Origin of the sequence: Klebsiella sp. HN106 (assembly GCF_051209435.1) — a bacterium.
GTDB classification, from domain to species: domain Bacteria; phylum Pseudomonadota; class Gammaproteobacteria; order Enterobacterales; family Enterobacteriaceae; genus Klebsiella; species Klebsiella oxytoca.
Window position 1 is genome coordinate 921,715 of the sequence record NZ_JBLURD010000001.1, and the last position, 25,883, is coordinate 947,597.

A 25,883-nucleotide genomic window follows, 5' to 3' on the forward strand; every position below is an offset into this window, starting at 1 on the left:
GTATCCTGATCCTGAAAAATGCCACCGCCGCGCAGATCTATCCGGCGAAAGTGTGGGAGAACGTCGATATTGCCATTGAGGATGATAAAATTCTCGCCGTCGGCCCCGGCCTGTGCCAGCGCTATCCGCAGGCGCAGGTGAAAGAGATGCGCGGGCAACTGGTAATGCCCGGCATGGTCTGCTCGCACAATCACTTTTATTCCGGCCTGTCCCGGGGGATTCAGGCTAATATCGCCCCCAGCCCGGACTTTATCTCCACGCTGAAAAACCTGTGGTGGCGCCTTGACCGGGCGCTGGACGAAGAGTCGCTTTTCTACAGCGGTCTGATCTGCGCCATGGAGGCCGTGCGTAGCGGCTGCACGGCGGTTATCGATCATCATGCGTCGCCCCACTATATCGCTGGCTCCCTGAGCCAGCTGCGCAACGCTTTTCTCAAAATCGGGCTGCGCGGGATGACCTGCTTCGAAACGACCGACCGCAACTTTGGCAGCCGCGAGCTGCGCGACAGCGTTGAGGAGAACATTCGCTTTGCCAGAGAGATCGACGCCGCCCGCGAAAAAGGAGAGCAACCTTATCTGGTGGAGGCCCATATCGGCGCCCATGCGCCGTTCACCGTGCCTGATGAAGGCCTGGCGATGCTGCGCGAAGCGCTAAAAGCCACCGGCCGCGGCCTGCATATCCACGCGGCGGAAGACCGCTACGATGTTTCTCACAGCCATCACCTTTACGGCAAGGACCTGCTGGTGCGGCTGGCGGAGTTCGACCTTATCAACAGTAAGACGCTGATTGCTCACGGTCTGTATATCTCCGATGCCGACGTGGAGCTGCTCAATGCGCAGGACGGTTTCCTGGTGCATAACGCGCGCTCCAATATGAACAATCACGTCGGCTACAACTACCACCTGCCGCAGATCCGTAATCTGGCGCTCGGCACCGACGGCATTGGTTCCGATATGTTCGAGGAGCTGAAGTTTGCCTTCTTTAAACACCGCGACGCCGGCGGGCCGCTGTGGCCGGACAGCTTCGCGAAGGCGCTGAGTAACGGTAATGAACTGTTGAATCGCAACTTCAACGCCCACTTTGGCCGCCTTGAGGCGGGCTATAAAGCGGACCTCACCATTTGCGACTATATGGCGCCGACGCCGCTGATCGCGGAAAATATCGCCGGACATATCGCCTTCGGCCTGGGAGCAAACAGCGTGCGCAGCGTGATGGTGAACGGCGTGATGATCTACGAGGATCGCCAGTTCAGCTTCGACTGCGAGCCGATATTCCGCGAAGCGCAGAAAGTGGCGAAAAAAATGTGGGCGCGAATGGATGCGCTCCCCGCATAGCCCGTGCAAAAATGCTAAACCGGCCTGACAAGCCGGTTTTTTTTGCAGACAGCGCGCGTGAAATGACCCGGCAGCTTACGCGCCGCCGGGCGCAACGTTTATAGCGACAGCAGCGCGGCAGTAGCGATATTGCGCTGCTTTTGCAGCGCTCTGAGCTGCTCTTCGGTCATGATACTCAGCGCCGCCGTCGGGCAGACATCAACGCAGGCGGGGCCGCGCTCGCGGGTACCGCAAAGGTCGCACTTGACGATAACCGGCGTCAGACCGGCCTCCACCTCGATGGTAATCGCCCCAAACGGGCAGGCGACAACGCAGCTCTGACAACCAATGCAGCGTCCGCCGTCGGCTTCAACTTTCTCCGCCCCCATACTCAGCGCCCCGGTCGGGCAGGCGCCCACGCAGGGCGCATTCTCGCACTGATGACACATCACCGGCACGCTAAGATCGTCGAGGCGCATCACCTTCAGGCGGGGATGGAACTCCGCCCCCGGCGCCACATGTTCCAGCGCACAGGCAACCTCACAGGTCCTGCAGCCGATGCAGGCCTGCGAACTGGCAACGATAAAACTGGTCATATCTCCTCCCGGGCCCTGAATTGCGTCAACATCTCGCTGGCCGCCTGCCGCCCGGCGACCATGGCGGTAACCACCAGGTCCGCCCCGGTCACGGCGTCACCGCCGGCAAAGATTTTGTCATGGCTGGTTTGCGTCGTTCCGCGCCCTTTTCCACCGGTGACTATCTGCCCCCAGCGGTCCAGCTTAATGCCGTGGCCGCGTAGCCACGGCATCTCGTGAGCCTGAAAGCCAAACGCCATAATGAGCACATCGGCTTGAAGTTCAAACCCGGAATCCGGGATCGGCTGCGGCCGGCGGCGGCCGTCCGGCCCCGGCTCGCCCATCTTCGTGCGGATCATCTCCACCGCGCAGACCTGCCCCTTACGGTTGAGCTGAATGCGCTGCGGCTGCACGTTAAACTCAAATTTCACGCCCTCTTCCCGCGCGTTCACCACCTCTTTTTTCGATCCGGGCATACTCAGTTCATCGCGACGGTAAGCGCAGGTCACGCTCGCTGCGCCGCGGCGAACGGCGGTGCGCAGACAGTCCATCGCCGTATCTCCCCCGCCAAGCACCACCACGCGTTTCCCCTTGATGTCGGTCAGCGGATACTCGGCGCTCTCTTCAAGCCCCATCACCTCGCGGGTGCTGGCAATCAGGAACGGCAGGGCCTGAATCACGCCGGGGGCGTTCTCTCCCTCCAGACCGGCGGCCATCAGACCGTAGGTGCCCACGCCGAGGAAGACGGCGTCATAGTTTTTCAGCAGATCGGCAAAAGCCACGTCGCGACCCACCTCCTGATTGAGATGAAAATTGACGCCCATGGCGCTAAAAATGTCGCGGCGCATCTCAAGCACCTTTTTATCCAGCTTGAACGGCGGGATACCGAAGGTCAGCAGACCGCCGATCTCCGGATGACGGTCAAAAACGTCAACGTGCACGCCCGCGCGCACGAGAATATCGGCGCAGCCCAGACCGGCAGGCCCGGCGCCGATCACCGCCACCCGCTCCGGTCGCGGGGCCACTTTGCCGATTGTCGGCCGCCAGCCCATCGCCAGCGCGGTATCGGTGATATAGCGCTCAAGGTTGCCAATGGCGACCGAGCCGCCTTCGTTCTTGAGCGTGCAGGCCCCTTCGCACAGCCTGTCCTGTGGACAGACCCGGCCGCAAATCTCCGGCAGGGAGCTGCTCTGATGGCATAACTCCGCCGCCTCGATAATCTTGCCCTCGTTCACCAGGCGAATGAAATCGGGAATATGATTATGTAAAGGACAGGTCCAGTTGCACCATGCCTTCTGCGCGCAGTAAAGACAGCGTTCGCTCTCGTACTCCGCATCGCACTCGCTCAGCGGCTGATAGATTTCCCGGAAGTGCTGCATGCGGTCATCGGCGGGCACTTTTTTTGCGCCAACGCGCGGAGGTTTATTGAGTATCGCCCGACGTCTTACGCCGCGAACGGCTTCCAGCGGGGTTTCCAGCGCGGAGCGGATCTGCCGCGCGGTACGCAGCTGGTTAATCGCGGCTTCATCCATCAGACGCAGCGCCTGGGTTGGACAGCTGGCCACGCATGCCTGCTGACCGGAAGGATGCTGACGGCAAAGATCGCATTTCTGCGCCAGCTGCGGCGCGTCGTCATCGTTGGCCACCATCTCAATCGCCCCAAAGGGACAGGCGATGACGCAGTTTTTACAGCCGATGCACAGCGCCTCTGTAAACTGAACGCTGTCGTTGGCTACGATCAGCGCCTGGGTCGGGCAAGCGCCGACGCACGGAGCGTCGTTGCAGTGGCGGCAGGTTGTCGCACTGCTGGCGTTGCGGTGGAAGAACACCCGAATACGTGGCAGAAAGTCGCTGCGCTGCTGGGGCCAGCTGTCCTGGCGATGAGAGGTGACGCAGGCCACTTCACAGGCGTGGCAGCCAATACAGTTTGCAGAATCGGCAACAATAAATTTATTCATTTGCTTCCCTTTATTATTCCAGGACTCACCGGGAAGCGATGCAATAATCAGGCGATTTTTTTCAGGGTATTCATATGCTGCTCATTTTTGCGAGCCGCCTCAAAAAAAAGTGCCCCTCAGCGTAACGGCGAGATAATTATCCACGCGCGCTGAGGGAAAATTATTCGCTGCGTTCTGGATTTAATCATGTTGATAATTCAACGTATCGTGCGTAATACCAAAATGAGATTGTCCCTATCTCAATGTGATAGCGCACATTTTTTGCCAACGCGTCTTATTTAAAGATATGGCCCTCAGAGAGATATTCCGCCCTTTTTCCCGTGAGTTATTTCACACAATTCCTCTTCGATTCTCCGGATATTTATTTTTGGCACATCTTACGCATATCACTCAACGTGCGCGCAACACGCTGGTGAACGCATCAGCTCAGGGAGGCAGCGGCCTTCGAATCGTAACTTCGGCTCCGTTCACGTTTATACGGAGTGAAGTCGTACAGGAGATAACAACTTCATGAAAGATATCGCCAATTCCGCCTCACGCAACGGTCATTCAACCGCACCGGTTGATGAGGTTTTACCCGTTACGCAAATGATTCTTTATGGACTACAGCACGTGCTGGTGATGTATGCGGGCGCCGTGGCGGTTCCGCTCGTTGTGGGTAATGCGGTAGGGCTCCCGCCGGAGCACATTATTTTACTGATTAGCGCCGACCTGTTTATCTGCGGCGCGGCCACCATCGTACAGTCGCTGGGGGTCGGTAAGTGGCTCGGCTGTCGGCTGCCGCTAATCCAGGGTTGTACCTTCGCCGCGCTGATCCCGATGGTGTTGATCGGCAAGGAGTATGGGATCGGCGGTATTTCCGGGGCGGTGATCGTCTCCGGTATTTTCATCCTCTGCTGCGCCCCGTGGATTAGCAAGCTCATCCGCTTCTTTCCCAAGGTGGTCATGGGCAGCATCGTCACGCTTATCGGCATGTCTATTATGCCGGTCGCTGGCGGGTGGATCGGCGGCGGCAGCAGCGAGATGAGCGGCTTTGGCGCCCCCTTCTCGCTGCTGATGGCGGCGATTACTCTGGTGATTATTCTTAATATTTACACCTTTGCCTCCGGCGTGGTGAAAAATACGTCGGTACTGATCGGCCTGATTATCGGCACCGTACTCTGGAGCTGCTTTAAGCCTCTCGACTTTAGTCTGGTCCACGCCACACCCTGGCTCCATCTACCGACCCTGATGCCGTTTGCCAAACCTGAATTTCATATTATCCCCGTCGCCCTGCTATCAATGGTCATGGTGGTGGTCATGGTGGAAACCATGTCCTCAATGATGGCGACCGGGGATATCGTCGGGAAAAAAGTTGACGCGAAAATGCTGCGCAACGGCCTTAACACCTGCGGCATCGCGACCACTATCTGCGGCTTTTTTAATCTGTTTCCCTACGCCGCGTTCGCGCAGAACGTCGGCCTGATCGGTTTAACCGGGGTACGCAGCCGCTTTGTGGTGTCGGTCTCCGGTATCATTCTGATTCTGATGGGCGTGTTCTCAAGGATGGCGGCGCTGGTGGTGCTGATACCAAAGCCGATCCTCGGCGGCGCAGGCATCGTCATGTTCGGTATGGTGGCCGTCTCCGGTATTCGTACCCTGGGGCAGGTGAACTATCGCAACAATAATAACGGCATGGTCGTGGCGTTGACCCTCGGCCTCGGCATGATGCCGGTGCTGGTGCCCAATCTGTTTACCCAGTTTCCGCCGATGGTTCAGCTGTTTCTGCACAGCGGGATCACCATCGGTACCCTGACGGCTATCGTCGCCAACCTCACCCTCAACGGCAGCGTACCTTTCCGCGTTAACCACGAAACGCCGGTCCCCGATCCGGCCCCGCCGAGCTCAGCGGCGCGCAATATGGCCGTCAGAACCGTCAGAATGTGGCTCCTGCTGCGCAAAGTTCAGAAGGAGAGACAGCCTGAAGAAGCCCAGGAGGGACAGTAATGCCCACCCGAATCCTGTTTGCCTTGATCACCCTGCTGCTGCTGGCGATACCCGTCGTGCAGCAGGGAATAGCGCAGGGCCTTAGTTGCCGCTTTAGTTATGCCCTGCTGTTCTAAGTTTAAGGACCACTGCTATGAAGAGAGTAACGACCGTCTGCCCCTACTGCGCCTCCGGCTGCAAAATGCAGCTCACGGTAGAGGAGGGAAAAATTACCCGCGCCGACGCCGCGATGGGGAAAAACAATCAGGGCACTCTGTGCCTTAAGGGCTACTACGGCTGGGATTTTATTGACGACCCGCAGATCCTCACGCCGCGCCTGAAAACCCCTATGATCCGCCGCCAGCGCGGCGGCAAACTGGAATCCGTCTCCTGGGACGAAGCGCTCGATTATGTGGCAAATCGCCTCAGCGACATCAAGGCGAAATACGGACCGGACGCGATTCAGACCACCGGCTCTTCGCGCGCCACCGGCAACGAAACCAACTACATCATGCAAAAATTTGCGCGCGCCGTTATTGGTACCAATAACGTCGACTGCTGCGCACGCGTCTGACACGGCCCTTCGGTTGCAGGTCTGCACCAGTCGGTCGGCAACGGCGCAATGAGTAATGCCATCACCGAGATCGATAATACCGATCTGGTGTTTATTTTCGGCTATAACCCGGCGGATTCGCACCCGATCGTGGCGAATCACATCCTCAATGCTAAACGCAACGGGGCCAAAATCATCGTCTGCGATCCGCGCAAAATCGAAACCGCGCGCATTGCCGACCTGCATCTGGCCCTGAAAAACGGTTCCAATATTGCGCTGCTCAACGCCATCGGGCAGGTGATTATTGCAGAGGATCTCTACGATAAATCCTTTGTCGCCGGGCGTTCCGAAGGTTTCGAAGCGTATCGCAAAATCGTCGAAGGCTATACGCCGGAGTCGGTGGAAGCCATCACCGGCGTCAGCGCCAGGCAGATTCGCGAATGCGCGCGGCTGTATGCCACCGCCGGAAACGCCATGATTCTGTGGGGAATGGGCGTGACCCAGTTCTGGCAGGGCGTTGAAACGGTGCGTTCCCTGACCAGCCTGGCGATCCTCACTGGCAATCTGGGGAAACCGCACGTCGGCGTTAATCCGGTGCGCGGCCAGAATAACGTCCAGGGCGCCTGCGACATGGGGGCGCTGCCGGACACCTATCCCGGCTATCAGTACGTGAAATTTCCGGAGAATCGGCAAAAGTTCGCCAAAGCCTGGGGCGTCGGGAGCCTGCCGGAGAACCCTGGCTACCGCATCAGCGAGCTGCCGCACCGCGTAGCGCACGGCGAAGTGCGGGCGGCGTATATCATGGGAGAGGATCCGCTCCAGACCGATGCCGAGCTTTCCGCCGTGCGTCAGGCCTTCGAAGAGATGGAGCTGGTCATCGTCCAGGATATCTTTATGACCAAAACCGCCGCGGCGGCCGATGTGATTCTGCCCTCGACCTCATGGGGTGAGCATGAAGGCGTCTATACCGCAGCGGACCGCGGCTTCCAGCGGTTTTTCAAGGCGGTAGAGCCGAAGTGGGATCTGAAAACCGACTGGCAGATCATCTGTGAGATCGCCACCCGTATGGGTTATCCGATGAAGTACGACAACACCCAGCAGATCTGGGATGAACTCCGCCACCTGTGCCCCAACTTCTTCGGCGCGACCTACGAGAAAATGGGGGAACTGGGCTACGTGCAGTGGCCGTGTCGCGACGAGTCGGAGGCGGACCAGGGCACTTCGTATCTGTTTGCGGAACGTTTCTCCACCCCGAACGGGCTGGCGCAGTTCTTCACCTGCGAATGGCAAGCGCCGATCGATAAGCTGAGCGACGAGTATCCACTGGTGCTCTCCACGGTGCGCGAAGTGGGCCACTACTCTTGCCGTTCGATGACCGGCAACTGCGCGGCGCTGGCCAAACTGGCGGACGAACCGGGCTACATCCAGATCAACACCGCCGACGCAAAACGTCTCGGCATTGAGGACGAAGAGCTGGTGTGGGTTAACTCGCGCAAAGGCAAGGTGATTTCCCGGGCGAAGATCAGCGACAGGCCGAATAAAGGGGCCGTCTATATGACCTATCAATGGTGGATCGGCGCCTGCAACGAGCTGGTCACCGAGAATCTCAGCCCGATAACCAAAACCCCGGAGTACAAGTACTGCGCCGTTAACGTTGAGCGCATTGCCGATCGGCAAGCCGCCGAAAGGTACGTCATTGAGGAATACAGCAAGCTGAAAGCCCGCCTGCGCGAAAGCGCCGCGGGGTAAAAAATATCGCCCCGGCGGTCAATCCCCGGGGCGATATTGTCTCTGCTTATTTTTTCTGGTGACGTCCATCAACGCTATCCGACAGCCGTCAGATCCTTGCGGCAGCGGCGCGCGACCGCAAGATACTGCTGCGGAGTGTCTACATCCCAGTGAATTCCCTGATTCTCCACCGGGATAACGCGTACTGCCATCTGACCGATGACCTCCCTCAGGGTGGCCTCTTCCGCCGCGTGGTTAATCAAAGATATCGCCCGCTGCGGCAGAAGTACCGGGTGGCCTTTTCCGCGATCGTAAGCCGGAATGAGGCAGCTTTCCGCGTCGGCGTTGGCCCATAGCCTGCGGTATACGCCCGGCGTGACCTCCGGCATATCGCCCAGCGCCAGAAAGAAACGCGAAGCGCGGATATGGCTCACCCCGCACTGAATCGAAGAGAACATGCCCTCCTGATATCGCGGGTTAAAGACCACCTCAACGCCCGGATGGTCCTGATAGCACGCGGCCAACTCATCGCCGCGAAACCCCGTGACCAGCACCACCCGATCGCAGAACGCCAGGGCGCTGGCAAGGGCGCTATCCAGAATCGTTCCTTCACCCCACGGCATCATCATTTTCCACTTGCCCATGCGGCTTGAGAGCCCGGCAGCCAGCATAATGCACTGCTTATCGACTTTTTTTCTCATTGTCATCCTCCTCCTGCAGCCGAAAAAGCGCCGCCGTCAACTGGCGACGGCGGCGCTTACGATGGTCAGGATTTCAGCACGGCTTTAATCGAGGTGATGATCGGCTGATATCCCGTACAGCGGCAGATATTCCCTTCCAGCGCCTCTTTCAGCTCATCGTCGCTGGGGGCCGGGTTGGCATCCAGCAGCGCTTTAGCGCTCATCAATACGCCGGGGGTGCAGAAGCCGCACTGAACGCCGCCGTGACGAATAAAGGCATTCTGCAATTTTTTGCCGACCGGATCGTGATGCAGCGCTTCGACGGTGGTGACCTCCGCCCCGTTGCACTGGGCGGCCAGCAGCAGGCAGGAGCAGACCGATTTTCCGTCCAGAATGACGGTGCAGGCGCCGCACTCACCCACCGAACAGCCCTCTTTGGTGCCGGTTAACTTGAGATCTTCACGTAGAAAATCGATCAGGCGGACATTGTCTTTAACATCGCGGGCAATGCGGATGCCATTCACTTTTAGCTCAATATGGTTCATGTTCATGGCTCCTTATTTCTTCTGCTCTGTCATGACTTCCTGCAGCATCTGCCGGAACATATCGATAAATACGGGGACTTTATAGGGGGCTGACCAGCGTCCGCCGATGGCTTTTTCTACCTTGTCGTGAAGCACGCCTGCCGCATAGTCGATGGTGGCGGCGTCTAGCGTCTTACCGGTGAGCGCCTGCTCAACCTCAGTCAGCCGCTGCGGTTTAGCCATCAGCGCGCCATCCACCAGACGGCACAGGCGAACCACGCCCTTATCGACCATGAACTGCCCGGTTAAGCTCTGGCGCGTAATGTTCAACGCATTGCGCCGGCCAAGCTGCAGATAGCGATTGATCAGCGGTTGCTGCGTCGGCGCCGGCAGGATAAAGCGGACCACCAGCTCATCGGGTTCAAGAAGGGTGCGATAGCCGCCCACGACGAATTCGCTGACCGGCATCCGGCGCGTTCCGCGCGCGCTGCGCAGCTCGACTTCCGCATCATAGATGATGAGCGGCGGCATGGAGTCCGCGCACGGGGCGGCGTTGACGATATTGCCGCCGATCGTTGCCCGATTGCGCAGCTGCAGGGAACCGACGGTTTTACAGGCAGTAACCAGTAGCGGATAGCGTTGCTGAATCAACGGATGCTTAACCAGATCGGTAAAGCAGACGCCGGAACCAATTGAGACGCCACCCTCAACGTCAAAAATCTCCTTCAGCTCCGCCAGCCCGGCAATATTAACAAGCGGCACTTCGCCGGACAGCATCCGGGCCTGAACCAGCACATCGGTACCGCCGGCAATAGGCATTGCCCCCTTATCGGCCATCAGCGTCAGAGCCTCTTTCAGGGTTTGCGGGACGCGCAGCGACAGGGTATTGAGGCGGTGAACCTGTTTCTTATCGCCCGATTCCAGCATCTGCTCGCTCTGGCGTTCCGGCTTCTTAAGGTTATAGCCGAGGCGAACCTGTTCAAGCGTCAGCGGCAGGGTCCGGTTGGGTCGGTCGATGGCGAAGCTCACCGCGTTGTTGAGGGCCGCAGCGCCCAGTTCGAGCACCGGTTCGCCGATAACCTTCGCCCCCATCGGGCCCGCTTTATCATAGTTTTCCACCGCGATGATATCGATGTGCGGCATATCCTTGATGGTCGGCAGCAGATAGGTATCGAAGTTTTCCGATTTCACCACGCCGTGCTCGGTGTTGAAATCCTCCAGCATGCCGTAGCCGATCATCCCCTGCAGCACGCCGCCGTAAACCTGGCCGCTAAAGCCAACCGGGTTAATGACTTTTCCCACATCGTGAGTGGCGACGACGTTATTGACGGTAATTTTACCGGTGCGCATATCCACCGCCACGTCGGCCAGCTGGCAGCCGTACACCCAGGTGAAATAGGGGCTGCCGCAGCCTTTCTCTTCATCCCAGTGAATATTCGGCGCCACGTGCCAGCCGTAGGCAGAGAGGTTTGCCCCGGTAGCCCGGGTCATATCGCACACCTGCTGGAAACTGAGACTCAGCTCCGGGTTGTGGCGGTTGAACACGTTGCCATTTTGCCAGGCAATATCGTCAATGCTCTGCGCTTTTAGCGTTTCCCTGACGGCGTCCGCCATGCGTTGTTTAATTTTGTTCGCCGCGCTCAGAATCGCCTGCCCGCCCATCAGGGTACCGCGCGAAGCGACCGTTGAGCCGCCGTCGGCGATCATCGCGGTGGCCGGTTCGCTAAACATCACCCGGTCGAGCGCAATACCAAAGGCTTCCGCCGCCAGCAGCGACATGGTGGTCTGCAGCCCCTGCCCGTTCTCGGATACCGAAGTGGAAATGTTCACGCTGGCGTCGGCATTCACCTGAATCAGGGCCGAGGACGCATCCAGCCCCTCCGCCCCCAGAGAGCAGCCGCGATGGCTCAGCGCGAAGCCAATCCCGTAGCGGATCGGGCCGCCTTCCGCGTTAAGTTTTTTATAGTGCTCGCGTTTGGCCTCATATTCGGCCTTGAGCAGCGTCTTCTCCAGCACCTCCTGCGCGGAGACGGTGTGTTCGCTGAAGACCTGCCCGGCCATGCTGGTATCGCCCTGCTTGAGAATATTGCGCAAACGGAATTCGACGGGCGACAGGCCCAGTTCGCCCGCCACGTCATCCATCAGCGATTCGTTGGCGAAAATGACCTGCGGCGCGCCGTAGCCGCGGTAGGCCGAGGTGTAGTTGTTGTTGGTATACACCCCCACCAGATCGACGCGCACGTTAGGAATATTATAGGGACCCGCCGCCTGGACGGAACTGCGCCAGGTGACAAACACCGTCTGGCCGCAGTAGCTGCCGCCATCGGCGATGATGTCAATTTTAATCGCCTGAATACGCGCGTCGTCGTCCACGCCAATGCGGTATTTCATCTTATAAGGATGGCGCTTGTAGCTCTCGCGCATCGACTGTTCACGGTTATAGGAGATCTTAACCGGCCGTCCGGTCAGGTGCACCAGCAGCGCCGCGCGGCAGGAGACATTATCGATAATGTCATCCTTACCGCCGAAGGAGCCGCCGAGGACCGAACGCCTAATATTGACTTTCGCCTGGGGCAGGTCGAGATATTTGGCAATCACCGCCCGGGTGCGGTGAGCGTTCTGAATCGACCCTTCAATGGTCATGATCTGTTCATTATTGTCCAGATAGGCAGTAATGGACTCCGGCTCAATATAGCCATGCTCCTGAAAACCCACTTCATATTCACGTTCAAAGATATGGGTGGAGGCGGCAAAGCCGGCTTCTATATCGCCCTTCGCCGTGTGGTGGCGATTGATGATATTGCTATCGAGTTCGCTGTGGATAAGGCGCGCCCCGGGCTTCATGGCCTCTTCCGGCGAAGTAATCGGTTCCCACGGGGTATAGGTGATTTTGATTTTATCGACGGCAATGCAGGCCGCCTCATAGGATTCCGCCGCCACGACGGCTACCACGTCGCCGCGGTAGGCGATCTCCTTGTCAATAATCGGCGGATGATCGGGAACAATCGCCCCCAGTTTGCGCTGGCCGGGTATATCGTCCCAGGTGGCGATGCACACGACCCCCGGGACTTTTTCCGCCTCCGACAGGTCTAGAGAATCAATACACCCGGCAGGGATATCGACGTAGCGGCATACGCCATACAGCATATTATTCATGGTGATGTCATCGCCGTAGACAGCTTTACCCGTCACCTTGGCGAGCCCGTCTACGCGGGGCACCTCACTGCCAACAAGCACTGTATCCATATTATTCAGTCTCCACTCACAAAGAAAGATGACTGAATAAAGCAATGGCTATGCCACCTATAAATAAAGGGTTATTTGAGGGTAAGTTATGTGAAGCATCTCTAAAAAAACCTGCCGCTGAAATAATATGACATGGATAAGCCTGCCGGGTAATTATCAAAAAGAGAACAGGCGTATCACTATGATAATCGGTTGTTCTCAATTCTCTTTCCCGGAGCCGCCCCGCCGCTAATCATTGACGACATACATAGATCTCAGCCTTCGCTTGCGGTCAAAAAGCGGACTCAGGAGGTTAAGCCGTGAATGTTAACGCTCGCCACGGCAGCAGCTTTTTGCCATCAAATTTCGAATAAAAATTAAAATAATTTCAATAATGGAATTTAAATTCCATAAAATATGCGGTAAACAAATGTGATATATATCATAATTTTAACAATACATCGGCATACTGATAGCTACACCCCCCATTTGCAAGCTAAAAAATTACTCTATATATCAGATGATTATAAACAAAGCCCTTGTATAAACAAGGCTGCTACACTTGCCTCACAAAACACACTCGAAACAAAACTTTCAAAATGTGATCTGTTTGCATTTTTATTTCACTTATTGCGTCAATAATAACGTCTCACTAAACGCACTCTGCCCGCCTTAATGGCGCAGCAGAAATCCTAACCCCCCGGAGGATGCAATGAAGGAAGTGAGATCAGGATTTATCAGAACCGTTTATATTGGCCCACCCCTTTTCCACCCTCACGCTGCCGGGGACTTTCTGAACGTCGACCATCCCGGAGGACCCAGCCCCGCATCTACCGATGATTCATCATTAATCAAAAAGAAACCTCTTTGATCGGTTTTATTTAGCGCATAGCAATCGCGCTAAATAGTTGCACTAAGAACAAAAAATTATTTCATCCCGACCGTGCTTCGCCTGGCGCAAAGGCAGGCCATGACGGGGATGGGATGACACGTTTTTATCTCGTGCCGTTAATCAAAACAAAAGGTATAAAAATGTCTCTTATTATGAATCTGAACCTACAGCAGAGAAAACGACTACACCAGATAACCCTGGTTGCGACATTTGGCGGCCTGTTATTCGGTTATGACACCGGCGTTATTAATGGCGCATTTTCCTCTCTGAAACAATATATGGCGTTGACGCCGACCACTGAAGGTCTGGTCATGAGCGTATTGCTGATCGGCGCTGCGCTAGGCAGCGTGTTCGGGGGAAAATTCGCCGATTTCTTTGGCAGAAGAAAATACCTGCTTTTTTTATCCTTTATTTTTTTCATCGGCGCACTGATGTCCGCTCTGGCGCCAGATATCACCGTACTGCTTATTTCACGTTTCATCCTCGGCTATGCCGTCGGCGGCGCTTCGGTCACCGCCCCCACCTTTATATCTGAAGTCGCGCCAACGGAAATGCGCGGAAAACTCACTGGCTTAAATGAAGTCGCGATTGTCATCGGCCAGTTAGCCGCATTTGCCATCAACGCCATTATTGGCATCCTCTGGGGCCATCTGCCCGACGTCTGGCGCTATATGCTGATGGTACAGACCATTCCCGCTATCTGCCTGTTTATCGGCATGCTGCGTTCGCCGGAAAGCCCTCGCTGGCTCGTTAGCAAAAACCGCCATGAAGAAGCGCTGGAAATTTTAAAGCAAATCCGCCCGCTTGAACGCGCAACCAAAGAATTCAACGATATCACCACCTTAATTAAGGCCGAAGCCGATAAAAAGCTCCATTCGCAAAACGCCTTTATCACCATCCTTCAGACGCCATGGATTTTCAAACTCCTGCTGGTAGGGGTGATTTGGGCGGCGCTGCAGCAGACCACCGGGGTCAACGTCATTATGTACTATGGCACTGAGATCCTGAGCAGCGCCGGATTCTCCGAAAGAACCTCCCTCATCTGCAACGTACTCAATGGCGTGTTCTCCGTCGGCGGCATGTTATTTGGCGTTCTGTTCCTGGTCGATCGTTTTAAGCGTAAAACCATCATTATTTATGGTTTCGCGATCATGGCTACCCTGCACCTTATCATTGCCGGCGTAGACTACACCCTGGTCGGCGACATCAAAGCCACGGCCATCTGGCTGCTCGGCGCGATGTTCGTTGGCGTAATGCAGGGGACGATGGGCTTTATCACCTGGGTGGTGCTGGCGGAACTCTTTCCGCTCAAGTTCCGCGGACTGTCGATGGGCATATCGGTATTTTTCATGTGGGTGATGAACGCCATCGTCAGCTATCTGTTCCCATTATTGCAGGCCAAGCTCGGGTTAGGCCCGGTGTTCCTGATTTTTGCCGCGATTAACTACCTGGCGATTATTTTTGTCGTCACGGCGCTACCTGAAACATCAAATAAATCGCTGGAGCAGCTGGAAGAAGAGCTGTCGGCCAATAAATCTTCAGCACGACTCAATGCAGCAACAAAGGAAAGCGGATTATGATCGATAACATTACGCAAGATAATCTTCATCTGTCATGCCGGGCGAAAAATAAAGCGGAAGTGCTGGCGATGATTGGCGCTGACTTTAAGGCCAGGGGTTATGTCAGTGAAGATTGCGTGGCCTTTCTTGCTGAAAGAGAGCGCCAGGTCTCCACCTTTTTAGGTAACGGCATTACGCTGCCGCATCTGCCTAAATCAGCCACAAACATCATAGTTAAAACCGGCGTTGAGATTTATCAGTTCCCTGACGGCGTAATCTGGGACAGAAATAACGTCATGTTCATTGCCATTGGCGTGATTGCTAAAGAGAGTGAGCACATTGATGTGCTAAGAGAAGTCGCGTCAATCTTTAGCGATGAAGTTATCGCCAGAGCGCTGTCATTGATTGCCAATAAAGCGGACTTTTTAAGGATCCTCCAGCAAAACCAATAAGCACGGCGCGCTACCGAAAGTCGTCAGATAAAAGCCTGCTTGTAAGCAGGCTTTTGTTTTTTATGGCGTGAGGTAAAGCGTGTTTATTGCGAGCGATCAGCTGCCTTTATAGGTGGAATAGCCATACTGGCTGAGCAGCAAAGGAATATGTAGCTTTTCATTGGTGCGCGTCACGGTAAAGAGAACCGGGATCTCCGGGAAAAATGAGGCCAGTTTCTGCTTATTGAAGTCATCGCCGGTTTTGAAGGTCACTTTGTAAATCCCCGGCTGCATATCCCCTTCTGCCGGATACAGCGATTTAATTCGGCCATCGTTGTCGGTTACGCCGCTTGCAAGCTCGGTCCATTTATTCGCCTGCTGTTTTTCCAGGGTCACCGTCACGCCCGAGGAAGGCAGCCCGGTTTGCTGATTGAGAATATGTACGCTGAGCGTCCCGGTGGGAGCACTAAACGCTGCGGGGATGAAAGACATAGCAGATAACAGAACCAGACCGGATAATTTTTTCACAATGTTTTCCTGTTGCGGATAATAACAATTAAACGTTAGCAGCTGGGCTGTGAAAATATATTCAATTTTTCGTGATAAACGCGGTTATGGAAACAAGCGCAGAATGCTATTCGTCCCGGGGACGATAGATTTTTCTGAATATAACCTCAACGATCGGGAAAAGAATAAGCCTGCGCTATACTTCCTGTTCCTGCGTTCACAAAAGGACTTCACATGAAGATATGGCCTGTTCTGACTGGCGTTGCTATCGCATTAACCCTTGTCGCCTGTAAATCCCCCACGCCACCCAAAGGTGTCCAGCCCATAAGCGACTTTGACGCGAGTCGGTATCTGGGCAAATGGTATGAAGTTGCCCGCCTTGAAAATCGTTTCGAACGCGGCCTGGAGCAGGTCACCGCGACCTACGGTCAACGCAGCGATGGCGGCATTAGCGTAGTTAACCGTGGTTACGATCCGCAGAAACAAAAATGGAACGAGAGCGAGGGTAAAGCTTATTTCACCGGCGCTCCTGATACTGCGGCGCTGAAAGTCTCCTTTTTTGGCCCGTTTTACGGTGGCTATAACGTGATCGCGCTGGATAGCCAGTATCAATATGCACTGGTCAGCGGCCCCGATCGCGGCTATCTGTGGATCCTGTCGCGCACGCCGACCATCCCTGACTCCGTGAAGCAGGAGTATGTGAGCATTGCGCGGAAGTTGGGCTTCCCGGTCGATAAACTCGTCTGGGTGACCCACAAGTAAAAGGCAGAATCCACATTATCTTCAGCGAACCAACGCGCTGAAGATAATGTTGGCATAAGGCTGGAGGGCGAAAAATAATCAGTGTGATGTCTGCTGGTTAGCATTGGCCGCATCTTCTGCGGTTTTAGCGGGAGCGATACTCTCTTTAATTTCTTTTGTTTTATTCGCCGCATCGTTGGCCAGGTTATTGGCATCAACAATCGCGCTGTCTTTAATTTTGCCAGCTTCCTGCACGATTTGGTCGCTTTTCTGCCGGGCATCCTGCTTGACGGCATCAGCCTGGGCCTGGGCCTGCTGAGCAATTGCTTCCGCTTTTTTATCCGCCTCCGCCTTGATGCTGGAGGCCTGGCTGCTGAGATTGTTGGCCTCGTCCGCCGCCTGTTTTTTTATTGCATCAATGTGTTTATCAGCTTCATCCTTAATTGCGTCGGCTTTATCGGACGCCGCCTCTTTAATTTGTTGGGCGTTATCTTTTGCTTTATCCAGATTAGCATCAACCTTTGAGGAATCATCACAGCCGGCAAGAAATAAGCATACGGCAGAAGCGATTAGCGTTTTACTCCAGAGTTTCATAGTCATTCCTTTATTTATCGATATCAGCGTATCGAGGGATCATCGCAGCTGGGTTACCAGGATAATTCTCATAACAACAATGCCATGAGGTTATTTTGACCCAATCCTGAGCCCTGCATCCCTTTATTTATAATCGCTAAACAGGCAGAGTCAAGTTCCTGCGCCATTCACCCGGCGATGGCTAACGTAAAAAACCCGGGCGGCTGCCCGGGTTGGTCGCTGAAAAAATGCCTTAGGCCGTGACGGCTGATTTTGTCAGCGTCGGACCGGCTAACGCCAGGCGGGCGCCGGCTTCGGTATCGCTATATTGCCTGAAGTTATCCATAAACAACTGCGCCAGGCTTTCGGCCTTCTCCTGCCATTTGTCGGCGGAAGACCAGCCGCTACGCGGGTCAAGCAGCGCGCTATCCACGCCTGGCACGGTTTGCGGAATAGACAGACCGAACACCGGGACCGTCTCCTCGCGCAGCTCGCCGGTAGTGCCGTTTAAGATCGCGCTGATGATATTGCGCGTATCGCGTAGCGAAAGGCGCTTGCCCTCTCCGTTCCAGCCGGTATTCACCAGCCAGGCCTCGGCGCCCGATGCCGCCATTTTCGCAGCCAGAACGCTGGCATACTGCGTCGGGTGCAGCAGCAGGAAGGCCGCGCCATAGCAGGCGGAGAAGGTTGGCGTGGGCTGAGTAATGCCGCGCTCGGTTCCGGCCAGCTTCGAGGTAAAACCCGACAGGAAATGATACTGCATCTGCTCGGTTGTCAGACGGGATACCGGCGGCAGCACGCCAAAAGCATCGGCGGCAAGAAAAATGACCTTCGACGGATGGCCCGCGCGCGATACCGGTTTCACGATGTTGTCAATATGCGACAGCGGATAAGAAACGCGGGTATTTTCAGTCTTACTGCCGTCGGCGTAATCCACGCTGCCATCGGCTCTGACCACCACGTTTTCCAGCAGCGCGTTACGACGAATCGCGCCGTAAATTTCCGGTTCGGCATGCGGGTCAAGATTAATGGTCTTGGCATAGCAGCCGCCTTCGAAGTTAAACACGCCTTCATCGTCCCAGCCGTGCTCGTCATCGCCGATCAGCTGACGCAGCGGGTCGGTGGAAAGCGTGGTTTTGCCGGTGCCTGACAGACCAAAGAAGAGCGCCACGTCTCCCGCTTCGCCGCGGTTAGCTGAACAGTGCATCGAGGCGATCCCCTGCTGCGGGAGCAGATAGTTCATCACCGAGAAGAGACCCTTCTTCATTTCGCCGCCGTACCAGGTGCCGCCGATCAGCTGAATTTTTTCGCTCAGGTTAAAGGCGACAAAGTTCTCGGAATTCAGCCCTTGTTCCTGCCATTTGTCGTTGGTGCAGCCCGCGCCGTTGAGGACGACGAAGTCCGGCGTAAATTCAGCCAGCTCTTCCGCGCTCGGCGCAATAAACATGTTTTTGACGAAGTGCGCCTGCCAGGCCACTTCGGTGACGAAGCGGACGCCCAGGCGCGTTGCCGGACTGGCGCCGCACCAGGCATCGACAACATACAATTTTTTGCCGCTCAGCTGTCCGGCAACCAGCGTCTTCAGGTCAGCCCAAATCTCCGTGGATAACGGCTTATTATCGTTGCGGCCAAGGCCGGAATCGGACCACCAGACGGTGTCACGCGTCAGCTCGTCTCTGACGATATATTTGTCGCGCGGAGAGCGTCCGGTAAAGATCCCGGTATCCACGGCAACGGCCCCGGACTCGGTCATGACGCCGCGCGCCGCGCCGGTGAGCTCTGCACTGGTTTCATGCGCAATCAGCAAGTCGTAATCGGGGTTATAAAACAGCTCGCTGCTTTCCTGAATTCCGAGCGCAAGAAGAGCGTCTTTTACTGATTCAATACGTGACATGGAACTCCTGACAAACTATTGGCTGGATAAGATGCTATTCGGTTATTTCAACCCGTCAGTTAAGCAGATGGATTTATTTTAATAAAAAAACCATCGTGCAATTAAATAACCAGGATGAACAGACCAGAGCCGGCGATTTAAAATCGTGCTCGTGTAGGGTTTCGCCTGTACTTTAGAAATATCGTTGGCACGTATACCTCATAAGCTAACTCTGCTAAAAATGTTAACACCTGTAGGTAAGTATGTTAATTGCATAGTTTCTATGCGTTATGCTAAAATTGCATAGCATTTATTGCAGGAATGAGGAATGGATCGGTGCTGGCGAATCTTGAAGTAAAATGGCTTTACGATGTGATTGCCCTTGAGGAAGCCAGAAGCTTTACGCTCGCGGCCAAAAGCCGCAATATTTCGCAGTCCTCCTTCAGCCGCCGCATTCAGGCGCTCGAGTCTTCGCTGGGCTTCAGCATCTTCGACCGTTCGGCAAACCCGCTGCAGCTGACCAACCGCGGGAAGATTTTCGTTGGCTACGCACGAAATATGCTCGACGATATGGACTTCCAGATCAGCCGAATTAAAGGGCTGAACAACACCACGCAGAAAATAAGAATCGACGCCGCGCCGTCGCTTTCCGTTTTATTACTGCCAGAAATTATCGCCGGTTATACCGACCGGAAGAATAAAACTTTTCATGTTGAATCGATTAATGTCAACGATGCCGTATTTAATCTTAAAGAAGGCAAAAGTGATTTTATCCTGTCGTTTTATAATGAAGAGCTGATGAACTATCCGTTTATCAATCATAAAATTTTCGACTCAGCGCTGCACCTCGTTTCTCCCTGCGATAAGCACGGCAGACCGCTTTTTAATTTGCATCGCGGGGTGCTGCCGCTGATGAAATACGCCAACGACAGCTATATGGGACGACAGGTGAATCAGGTGATCGACCGCAAGCCGGAAATTACCTTCTCGCTGACCTTTGTCTCCTCAATGAGCGAGCTGTTAAAACGTATGATCCTCAACGGCGACGGCGTGGGCTGGCTGCCGCAATACTCTATCAAGCGCGAGCTCGAGGAAGGCCGCCTGACGATAATGGATGAGAGCCTGTCCTTGCCGATCGGCGCCTATATTTATCGCTCCGGTGCGCGGCTCAACCAGTCCGCCGAACGTTTCTGGCAGCATATTAAGGCCATGAGTACCGTCACCGCATAGCTCGCGTGAAGGCGAATAATACGCTATTATCCGCCTCCACTCTCTCTCCGTGCAGCCTGATGTCTACCGTTATCGATACCTTTATCGCCCCGCCGTGCCACGCTGAAATCGATATCCTCTACCAGGATGACCATCTGCTGCTGATCGATAAACCCTCAGGCCTGCTGAGCCTGTCGGGGAAAAATCCCCTGAATCTCGACTCGGTACATTATCGACTGGTACAACAGTTTCCCGGCTGCACGCTGGCGCATCGTCTTGATTTCGGCACCTCCGGGCTGATGGTGATTGCGCGCAACAAGGCCATCAACGCCGCGCTCTGCCAGCAGTTCAGCCAGCGTGCGGTGAGCAAAGTCTACAGCGCGCTGCTGTGCGGGCATCTGGCGGATGATGAAGGAACCGTTGACGCTCCGATAGCCAAAGATCCGGCGCTGTTTCCGCTGATGACGATTTGCCCGCGCCACGGCAAACCTGCCCGCTCCGGCTATCGGGTCGTGGAGCGCCTGCGCTATCAAGGTCAAGTGCCGGTAACGCGAGTCCAGCTGACGCCGGAAACCGGCCGCACCCATCAGTTGCGTATTCACTGCCAGCACCTTGGCCACCCTATTCTGGGCTGCGATCTGTACGGCGGCATGGCGCTTCCGGGGACAGAACAGGCACCGCGCCTGATGCTGCACGCCAGCGAACTGCATTTCGTGCATCCGGTTAGCGGAGAGAGGATCGACGCCGTCAGCCCCAGCGCGTTTTAACTCGCTTCGCTCGCCAGCCCGACGCTCCCCTACGCCAATTGACGTCAACGCCTGAATTCGACTCTCTGACCGCGCTGCGACTTGCTTCCCGGTGGCGCTGCTGTATGACCGGGCTACGGGTTCACAACCGCCTGCGATCGGGTAGCCCGGGCAAGGCGCTTGCGCCGCGGCCCGGGGAAATTGCCAACTATAGCCGCACAACGCCTCTGGCCGCGGCCTCTTCACGCCACGCCAGCAGCGGCTGATAGTCCGCGCGCCGCATATCGCTGTAGCCGCAGATAAACAGCGCTTCGCAAAGCGGCTGATAGCGTTCATCGCTCACCAGCTGCTGCAATGCCTCTCTGAGCAACTCCAGCGTCGCCGCGGGCGTCGTCGCCGACGTAATCAGCGGTAGCCCCGGGGCCAGCGGGCTATGGGCAATCACCGTCAGCCCCGCCAGCGCCTCCGGCTGATGACGCTGCAGCAGCGCCCAGGTCACGCAATCAATGGCGGCAATATCCGCCGTCCCCTGCTGAAGTTCACGCAGCGACTGGCGATGGCTGCCGCTAAACGCGACCGTTGAGAAGAAACGCCCATCGCGCGACAGCGGCGCGATCATTTTTAACAGCACGTTATAGCCGGACTGGGAATCCGGCGAATTGCACGCGACCCGACGCCCGTGAAAATCTGCCAGCGACTTCCCTCCGTCCGCTTCACGCGCCACCAGCAGGCTGCGGTAGTTCCGCCCTTCGCATCCGGGCGCCGAATAGTGAAAACAGCCGACCGTTTGCACGTTCGCCAACAGCGTCACCAGCGGATAACCGCAGGTCTGGCTCAACAGCAGCGCCGGATGGCGCCAGTGCGCCAGCAGATCCTCAGGTACCGTATATGACAGCCCATCCTCATCCACCACGCCGCGAGCCGCCAGCAGCTGCCGCACCGCCCGCGAGAGCGCCTGAGTATCCTCGTCATTCACCGCGTACATCGGAAACGCCAGCCTTTCACTCATGCTCTTCATCCGCCTTACCCTGCTGGTTGAACCCGGGATGCGCATTCACCGCCACCGGTCTGGCAAAAAAATGCCGCAGCCATTCACCGTAGCCGCGCACCACAAACCCGGCGTTGCGCCGCTGATACTCCGCCTGATTATGCAGATAGATTTTTCGCAGCCCGTACCACGGTACGCCCGGCAAATCGTGATGCACTGAATGGTAGTTGAGATTGAGGAACAGCACCCGCCAGACCAGCCCCGCCTCGTTAATCACCGAACGGGCCAGCGGATCGTCCGCGGCGCGGTGCTCAAGAAAAGAGCGCACTTTGGTTAACGCCAGCGCAGGATAGCTGACAGCCAGCACGAAATAGAGCGGCGAAAAGTCAAGGTGATGCATCCACGCGAACAGCGCCGCCAGCAGCAGGCCGTGAACCAGCCACATCGCTAGCGTCTTCACCCGCCGAAGACGCAGCGCCGTCAGCGCGCAGCTGAGCGTCTGGGCAATATCCAGCAGCGGCGCTACCAGCAGCCTGCCGATAAACGTATTGCGCAGATGAATAAGACTGCGCTGCCAGGGGGCAAAATGCTGCCAGCTCTGCGGCGTAAAATAGTAGGATTCCGGATCGTCAACCGGCTGCGTCAGCAGATGATGATTATGGTGCGCCAGGTGCGAGTCGCGATACAGACCATAGGGGTACCAGACCGCCAGCGGCAGGGTCCCCAGCAGTTGATTAAACCACGGCCGCGAGGTGGGATGGCCGTGAATGAACTCGTGCTGCAGTGACATATACCAGGCGGTGAACCAGACCAGCAGCAGCGTGGCCGGGAACAGCCCCAGCGCGCGCCACCAGGCCAGCGAGGCAAACCAGCCGCCGTAGATCGCAAAAATCAGTAACCAGGTCGGCAGTTCGCTGCGCCACAGCCAGCTGCGGGACAACTGCTGAATCCGCTCGCGCTGCTGCGGATGCAAATAGGCCGATCTGCTTTTTGCCATTCCTGAAGCTACCTTTTCGCGTTATCGTTTTGCTCCCCCGAAGATGTGAGATAACGCGTTAAATAACAAAGAAATTAAATCACTAAGCTTTGCCAGAAATCGGCCTTATGCGTCGTTGAGCGAGTGCATATAGCGCCACCCGGCGATGAGGCTTACCCCAGCGCACAGCAGCAGCGATGCGCCCAGCGATTGCCCCCATCCGGCCGCCAGCAGACCGGCGCCAATCAGAAGATAATAAAACAAGCCGAAAATGGCGCCGGCGGTGCCCCGACAGTCGCCATAGGCGCTCAGCGCCGATCCCAGAACCAGCGGGATCGCCATCGCATACGCGAGGGTGACCAGCGCGACCGGCGCCACAAACCACAGTGATTCCCGCAGTACGTACACGGCGGCAGCGCCCGCCAGGTGGAGGATGCAGGCGATCGCGAGCATTTGCCCCAGCGGGACATTCTGACGCAGCAGACGGCGGTTAAGCAGCGCGCCGAACAGCGAACCCGCGGCAAGCGCCACGCCGCTGTAGCCAAAGGCCAGGGCATCGAGATCGAATCTGGCGAACAGAAAGGGAGCCAGACTGTAGTAGCTGAACAGGCTGATGTTAAATGCCGCCACCAGAATTGCCGCCAGAGCGATACGCCTGTCGCCCGCCATCCGCCTCAGCACGTCAAGAAAAGACCCTCCCCTGAGGTTATGCGGGCGCGTTTCCGGCATCAACCACAGGCAGCCCAGCAGGAGCGCGGCGGCAAAAATCGCCAGCGCGCTGAATACACCGCGCATACCCCAGATGGCGGTCAACCCACCGCCGATATAGACCCCGATGGCCGGGCTCACCGCCAGCGCCAGGCCGATAAACGAAAAAATCCCCGCCAGCTGCCGCCCGCTATAGCAGTCCCGCAGAACCGTCTGCGTCACTACTGAGCCGGTTGCCGCGCCAGCGGCCGTGACGATCCGCGCCACCAGCAGCAGCGAAAAATCGCTGGCCCACAGCGCCAGCAGGCACCCCGCCGCGTAGACACCTAACCCCGCCAGCAGGGCCGGGCGCCGACCGTAGCGATCGCTGAATCCGCCCCACAACAGAACGCCGACGGCAAAACCGATAAAGTATACGGAGAGCGTTTGCGCCGCCTGCGCTGCGCTCACGGAAAACCGGGCGCTGATATCGGTCAGCGCCGGGCTATAAATCGTTTCCGCTATTTGCGGAAACATCAATAGCGCAGTAACCAGTACCAGCGCGGCACGTCCCAACATATCTACCTCCTGATAAACAAGAGGCGCTATTGTAGGTAAGCCGTTTATCGAACATTATAAACATAATGACTTTAAATATCGGAAATCAGACATTATGGCCTGGCTTGACGCTGATGCGGCATTCGATCCGGATGCGTTAATAAAAAGCCTGATTGGCGTGCAGTCGGCGCTGGGTAACCATGACTCCGGCAGCCACCAGCATAAGATGGCGCAGATCCTGTTTACCCGTCAGGGATGCGTACGTTTGACGCTCGACGATGGCGCGCTGCTGTGCCTGCTTCCGCCGGGACGCGCCGCCTGGATCCCGGCCGGTATCAGCCATCGCGCGGAGATGAAAAATATTGTCGATTATCGTTCAGTCTGGTTTCAGCCGCAGCGTTACCCTCAATTGCCAACGCAGGCGGCGATACTCAACGTGGTGCCACTGCTGCGCGAACTCTTAGAGCGTATCAGCGCCAGCCCCTGGGATACCGACTGGGAAACCGAGCCGGCGCGGCATCTCGCGGCCCTGTGCCAGGCGGAAATTCGCGCCGCCGCCCAGGAGCCGATGATGCTGGCGCTGCCGCAGGATAAACGGCTGGCGCAGCTTTCCGGCGATGCGCTACCGCCGGCGCTTGGGACGCTCGCAGCCCGCTGCGGTGCCAGCGAAAAAACCATCAGCCGCCTGTTCCGCCGCGATACCGGTATGTCCTACCAGCAGTGGCGTCAGCAGTGGCGATTAATGAAGGCAGTTGAGATGCTGGCTACCGGGCAGCGGATTACCGATACCGCGATGGCGCTTGATTTCGCCAGCGATAGCGCCTTTATCTACTTTTTCCGCACCATGACCGGCATGACGCCGGGACGCTATTTCGCCCCCTGATCCTGGCCGCCCGGCGTGAACGGCGGCAGCTGCAGGAAGGTGCTTTGTAACCCCTCGGACCAGGCTTTGCGAATGGTATTGAAATAGGGATCGTTCTCGGTGATCCGATGCTGCCCGGCGCTGCTCAGGCTACCGCTGCGGTAGAGCAGCGTGTCCAGCGGCAGTCCCACCGAAAGATTGCTGCGCAAGGTAGAGTCGATCGAGATCAGCGCGCAGCACATCGCCTGCTCAAGGGGGGTATCGATGGTCAGGACCCGGTCGATGATCGGTTTGCCGTATTTACTCTCGCCAATCTGGAAATAGGGCGTGTCGCGCGTGGCTTCAATAAAGTTGCCTTCCGGATAGATATGGAACAGCCGGTGCGTTTCCCCGGCGATCTGCCCGCCGAGCAGCAGGTTACAGTTGAAGTTGGTATTGCCGCAGTTTTGCTGATTGCTGGCGTCGCGTTGAATCACCTCCTGCAACGTTTTGCCGATCAGCATCGCCGCGTCGTATAACGAAGTCACCTGCATCAGATTCGGTTCCTGCTGGGTACGAATGCGGGCGCTGAGCAGGCTAATCACGCTCTGAGTCGTGGCCAGGTTACCCGCAGACTGCAGGACCATGACGCGTTCGCCATCCTGATGGAAAACGTGCAGTTTTTTAAACGTTGCAATATGGTCCACTCCCGCGTTGGTGCGGGAGTCTGAGGCAAACACCAGTCCATCTGACAAACACATGGCCACGCAATAGGTCATCG

The 25,883-nt window shown here is 56.5% G+C and carries 21 protein-coding genes; 9 read left to right on the plus strand and 12 right to left on the minus strand.

The features are described from left to right. The first annotated feature begins 2 nt into the window (after positions 1-2). Complete coding sequence (ssnA, locus tag ACSIPU_RS04350; protein WP_164852917.1) at positions 3-1,334, plus strand: putative aminohydrolase SsnA; 1,332 nt, start codon at positions 3-5, stop codon at positions 1,332-1,334. 98 nt (positions 1,335-1,432) lie between these two features. Here the strand turns inward: ssnA and ACSIPU_RS04355 are convergent, their stop codons facing one another. Both ACSIPU_RS04355 and ygfT read right to left on the minus strand, forming a co-directional pair. Then, on the minus strand, positions 1,433-1,909 hold the full coding sequence (locus ACSIPU_RS04355; protein ID WP_004103174.1) for a 4Fe-4S dicluster domain-containing protein: 477 nt from the start codon (positions 1,907-1,909) through the stop codon (positions 1,433-1,435). Next, positions 1,906-3,846, minus strand: a complete 1,941-nt coding sequence (gene ygfT / locus ACSIPU_RS04360) for a formate-dependent uric acid utilization protein YgfT (protein WP_196089954.1) — start codon at positions 3,844-3,846, stop codon at positions 1,906-1,908. The genes ACSIPU_RS04355 and ygfT overlap by 4 nt, the downstream gene beginning before the upstream one ends. A gap of 510 nt (positions 3,847-4,356) precedes the next feature. On the opposite strand from ygfT, the gene ACSIPU_RS04365 reads away from it, so the two are divergent. Beyond that, positions 4,357-5,832, plus strand: a complete 1,476-nt coding sequence (locus ACSIPU_RS04365; protein ID WP_004103176.1) for a nucleobase:cation symporter-2 family protein — start codon at positions 4,357-4,359, stop codon at positions 5,830-5,832. A 133-nt stretch (positions 5,833-5,965) separates the two neighbouring features. After that, the gene (gene fdhF / locus ACSIPU_RS04370) at positions 5,966-8,113 is read left to right on the plus strand and encodes a formate dehydrogenase subunit alpha (protein WP_077254309.1); all 2,148 of its coding nucleotides are present in this window, start codon (positions 5,966-5,968) and stop codon (positions 8,111-8,113) included. A gap of 74 nt (positions 8,114-8,187) precedes the next feature. Here the strand turns inward: fdhF and ACSIPU_RS04375 are convergent, their stop codons facing one another. The 3 genes from ACSIPU_RS04375 to ACSIPU_RS04385 all read right to left on the minus strand — a co-directional run bounded on the left by ACSIPU_RS04375 (position 8,188) and on the right by ACSIPU_RS04385 (position 12,542). After that, positions 8,188-8,793 (minus strand): CTP--molybdopterin cytidylyltransferase, encoded by a 606-nt coding sequence (locus tag ACSIPU_RS04375; RefSeq protein ID WP_049593016.1) that lies wholly within the window; start codon positions 8,791-8,793, stop codon positions 8,188-8,190. Positions 8,794-8,858: 65 nt separating this feature from the next. Beyond that, a complete protein-coding gene (locus ACSIPU_RS04380; RefSeq protein WP_004103181.1) occupies positions 8,859-9,317 on the minus strand; it encodes a (2Fe-2S)-binding protein in 459 nt (152 codons plus the stop codon). 12 nt (positions 9,318-9,329) lie between these two features. Then, complete coding sequence (locus ACSIPU_RS04385) at positions 9,330-12,542, minus strand: molybdopterin cofactor-binding domain-containing protein (protein WP_435321637.1); 3,213 nt, start codon at positions 12,540-12,542, stop codon at positions 9,330-9,332. A 1,011-nt stretch (positions 12,543-13,553) separates the two neighbouring features. On the opposite strand from ACSIPU_RS04385, the gene ACSIPU_RS04390 reads away from it, so the two are divergent. Together ACSIPU_RS04390 and ACSIPU_RS04395 are read left to right on the plus strand one after the other, a co-directional pair. After that, positions 13,554-14,993, plus strand: a complete 1,440-nt coding sequence (locus ACSIPU_RS04390; protein WP_004113687.1) for a sugar porter family MFS transporter — start codon at positions 13,554-13,556, stop codon at positions 14,991-14,993. Beyond that, complete coding sequence (locus tag ACSIPU_RS04395; protein WP_004103186.1) at positions 14,990-15,424, plus strand: PTS sugar transporter subunit IIA; 435 nt, start codon at positions 14,990-14,992, stop codon at positions 15,422-15,424. Before ACSIPU_RS04390 ends, ACSIPU_RS04395 begins: the two co-directional genes overlap by 4 nt. 96 nt (positions 15,425-15,520) lie before the next feature. Here the strand turns inward: ACSIPU_RS04395 and uraH are convergent, their stop codons facing one another. Beyond that, positions 15,521-15,895, minus strand: a complete 375-nt coding sequence (uraH, locus tag ACSIPU_RS04400; protein WP_029779342.1) for a hydroxyisourate hydrolase — start codon at positions 15,893-15,895, stop codon at positions 15,521-15,523. Positions 15,896-16,144: 249 nt separating this feature from the next. On the opposite strand from uraH, the gene ACSIPU_RS04405 reads away from it, so the two are divergent. After that, positions 16,145-16,672, plus strand: a complete 528-nt coding sequence (locus ACSIPU_RS04405; RefSeq protein ID WP_004103190.1) for a lipocalin family protein — start codon at positions 16,145-16,147, stop codon at positions 16,670-16,672. Positions 16,673-16,750: 78 nt separating this feature from the next. On the opposite strand, the gene ACSIPU_RS04410 is transcribed toward ACSIPU_RS04405, so the two are convergent. Both ACSIPU_RS04410 and pckA read right to left on the minus strand, forming a co-directional pair. Further along, positions 16,751-17,245: a hypothetical protein gene (locus ACSIPU_RS04410; protein ID WP_004103192.1), complete on the minus strand. Its 495-nt coding sequence runs from the start codon at positions 17,243-17,245 to the stop codon at positions 16,751-16,753. A 232-nt stretch (positions 17,246-17,477) separates the two neighbouring features. Further along, the gene (gene pckA / locus ACSIPU_RS04415; protein ID WP_004103194.1) at positions 17,478-19,118 is read right to left on the minus strand and encodes a phosphoenolpyruvate carboxykinase (ATP); all 1,641 of its coding nucleotides are present in this window, start codon (positions 19,116-19,118) and stop codon (positions 17,478-17,480) included. 315 nt (positions 19,119-19,433) lie between these two features. Here pckA and ACSIPU_RS04420 point away from each other — a divergent pair, with 315 nt between their 5' ends. Both ACSIPU_RS04420 and ACSIPU_RS04425 read left to right on the plus strand, forming a co-directional pair. Beyond that, positions 19,434-20,327 (plus strand): LysR substrate-binding domain-containing protein, encoded by an 894-nt coding sequence (locus ACSIPU_RS04420; RefSeq protein ID WP_004103196.1) that lies wholly within the window; start codon positions 19,434-19,436, stop codon positions 20,325-20,327. Positions 20,328-20,386: 59 nt separating this feature from the next. After that, entirely contained in the window at positions 20,387-21,073 is a 687-nt protein-coding gene (locus tag ACSIPU_RS04425) for an RluA family pseudouridine synthase (protein ID WP_004103197.1), read from the plus strand. 187 nt (positions 21,074-21,260) lie between these two features. Here the strand turns inward: ACSIPU_RS04425 and ACSIPU_RS04430 are convergent, their stop codons facing one another. From ACSIPU_RS04430 to ACSIPU_RS04440, 3 genes are all read right to left on the minus strand, one after another. After that, positions 21,261-22,061 (minus strand): phosphate/phosphite/phosphonate ABC transporter substrate-binding protein, encoded by an 801-nt coding sequence (locus ACSIPU_RS04430; RefSeq protein ID WP_032728394.1) that lies wholly within the window; start codon positions 22,059-22,061, stop codon positions 21,261-21,263. Then, entirely contained in the window at positions 22,054-23,037 is a 984-nt protein-coding gene (locus ACSIPU_RS04435; protein ID WP_017145661.1) for a fatty acid desaturase, read from the minus strand. The genes ACSIPU_RS04430 and ACSIPU_RS04435 overlap by 8 nt, the downstream gene beginning before the upstream one ends. A 105-nt stretch (positions 23,038-23,142) precedes the next feature. After that, on the minus strand, positions 23,143-24,282 hold the full coding sequence (locus ACSIPU_RS04440) for a multidrug effflux MFS transporter (RefSeq protein ID WP_024274384.1): 1,140 nt from the start codon (positions 24,280-24,282) through the stop codon (positions 23,143-23,145). A gap of 94 nt (positions 24,283-24,376) precedes the next feature. Between ACSIPU_RS04440 and ACSIPU_RS04445 the strand changes: the two genes are divergently transcribed. After that, positions 24,377-25,144, plus strand: coding sequence for an AraC family transcriptional regulator (locus tag ACSIPU_RS04445; RefSeq protein ID WP_004103208.1), 768 nt, complete (start codon positions 24,377-24,379; stop codon positions 25,142-25,144). Here the strand turns inward: ACSIPU_RS04445 and ACSIPU_RS04450 are convergent. Further along, entirely contained in the window at positions 25,129-25,881 is a 753-nt protein-coding gene (locus ACSIPU_RS04450; protein ID WP_004103211.1) for a proteasome-type protease, read from the minus strand. The two genes, ACSIPU_RS04445 and ACSIPU_RS04450, sit on opposite strands and share 16 nt — an antisense overlap. Positions 25,882-25,883 lie beyond the last annotated feature (2 nt).

Bases quoted from the DNA above. Each gene is read 5' to 3' on its own strand.
- ACSIPU_RS04405 (WP_004103190.1), top strand. From the start codon at position 16,145: ATGAAGATATGGCCTGTTCTGACTGGCGTTGCTATCGCATTAACCCTT.
- ACSIPU_RS04385 (WP_435321637.1), bottom strand. From the start codon at position 12,542: ATGGATACAGTGCTTGTTGGCAGTGAGGTGCCCCGCGTAGACGGGCTC.
- pckA (WP_004103194.1), bottom strand. From the start codon at position 19,118: ATGTCACGTATTGAATCAGTAAAAGACGCTCTTCTTGCGCTCGGAATT.
- ACSIPU_RS04450 (WP_004103211.1), bottom strand. From the start codon at position 25,881: ATGACCTATTGCGTGGCCATGTGTTTGTCAGATGGACTGGTGTTTGCC.
- ACSIPU_RS04410 (WP_004103192.1), bottom strand. From the start codon at position 17,245: ATGAAACTCTGGAGTAAAACGCTAATCGCTTCTGCCGTATGCTTATTT.
- ACSIPU_RS04355 (WP_004103174.1), bottom strand. From the start codon at position 1,909: ATGACCAGTTTTATCGTTGCCAGTTCGCAGGCCTGCATCGGCTGCAGG.
- ACSIPU_RS04425 (WP_004103197.1), top strand. From the start codon at position 20,387: ATGTCTACCGTTATCGATACCTTTATCGCCCCGCCGTGCCACGCTGAA.
- ACSIPU_RS04390 (WP_004113687.1), top strand. From the start codon at position 13,554: ATGTCTCTTATTATGAATCTGAACCTACAGCAGAGAAAACGACTACAC.
- ACSIPU_RS04395 (WP_004103186.1), top strand. From the start codon at position 14,990: ATGATCGATAACATTACGCAAGATAATCTTCATCTGTCATGCCGGGCG.
- ACSIPU_RS04445 (WP_004103208.1), top strand. From the start codon at position 24,377: ATGGCCTGGCTTGACGCTGATGCGGCATTCGATCCGGATGCGTTAATA.
- ACSIPU_RS04435 (WP_017145661.1), bottom strand. From the start codon at position 23,037: ATGGCAAAAAGCAGATCGGCCTATTTGCATCCGCAGCAGCGCGAGCGG.
- ACSIPU_RS04375 (WP_049593016.1), bottom strand. From the start codon at position 8,793: ATGAGAAAAAAAGTCGATAAGCAGTGCATTATGCTGGCTGCCGGGCTC.
- uraH (WP_029779342.1), bottom strand. From the start codon at position 15,895: ATGTCTTTCATCCCCGCAGCGTTTAGTGCTCCCACCGGGACGCTCAGC.
- ACSIPU_RS04380 (WP_004103181.1), bottom strand. From the start codon at position 9,317: ATGAACCATATTGAGCTAAAAGTGAATGGCATCCGCATTGCCCGCGAT.
- ACSIPU_RS04365 (WP_004103176.1), top strand. From the start codon at position 4,357: ATGAAAGATATCGCCAATTCCGCCTCACGCAACGGTCATTCAACCGCA.
- ACSIPU_RS04430 (WP_032728394.1), bottom strand. From the start codon at position 22,061: ATGAGTGAAAGGCTGGCGTTTCCGATGTACGCGGTGAATGACGAGGAT.
- ygfT (WP_196089954.1), bottom strand. From the start codon at position 3,846: ATGAATAAATTTATTGTTGCCGATTCTGCAAACTGTATTGGCTGCCAC.
- ACSIPU_RS04440 (WP_024274384.1), bottom strand. From the start codon at position 24,282: ATGTTGGGACGTGCCGCGCTGGTACTGGTTACTGCGCTATTGATGTTT.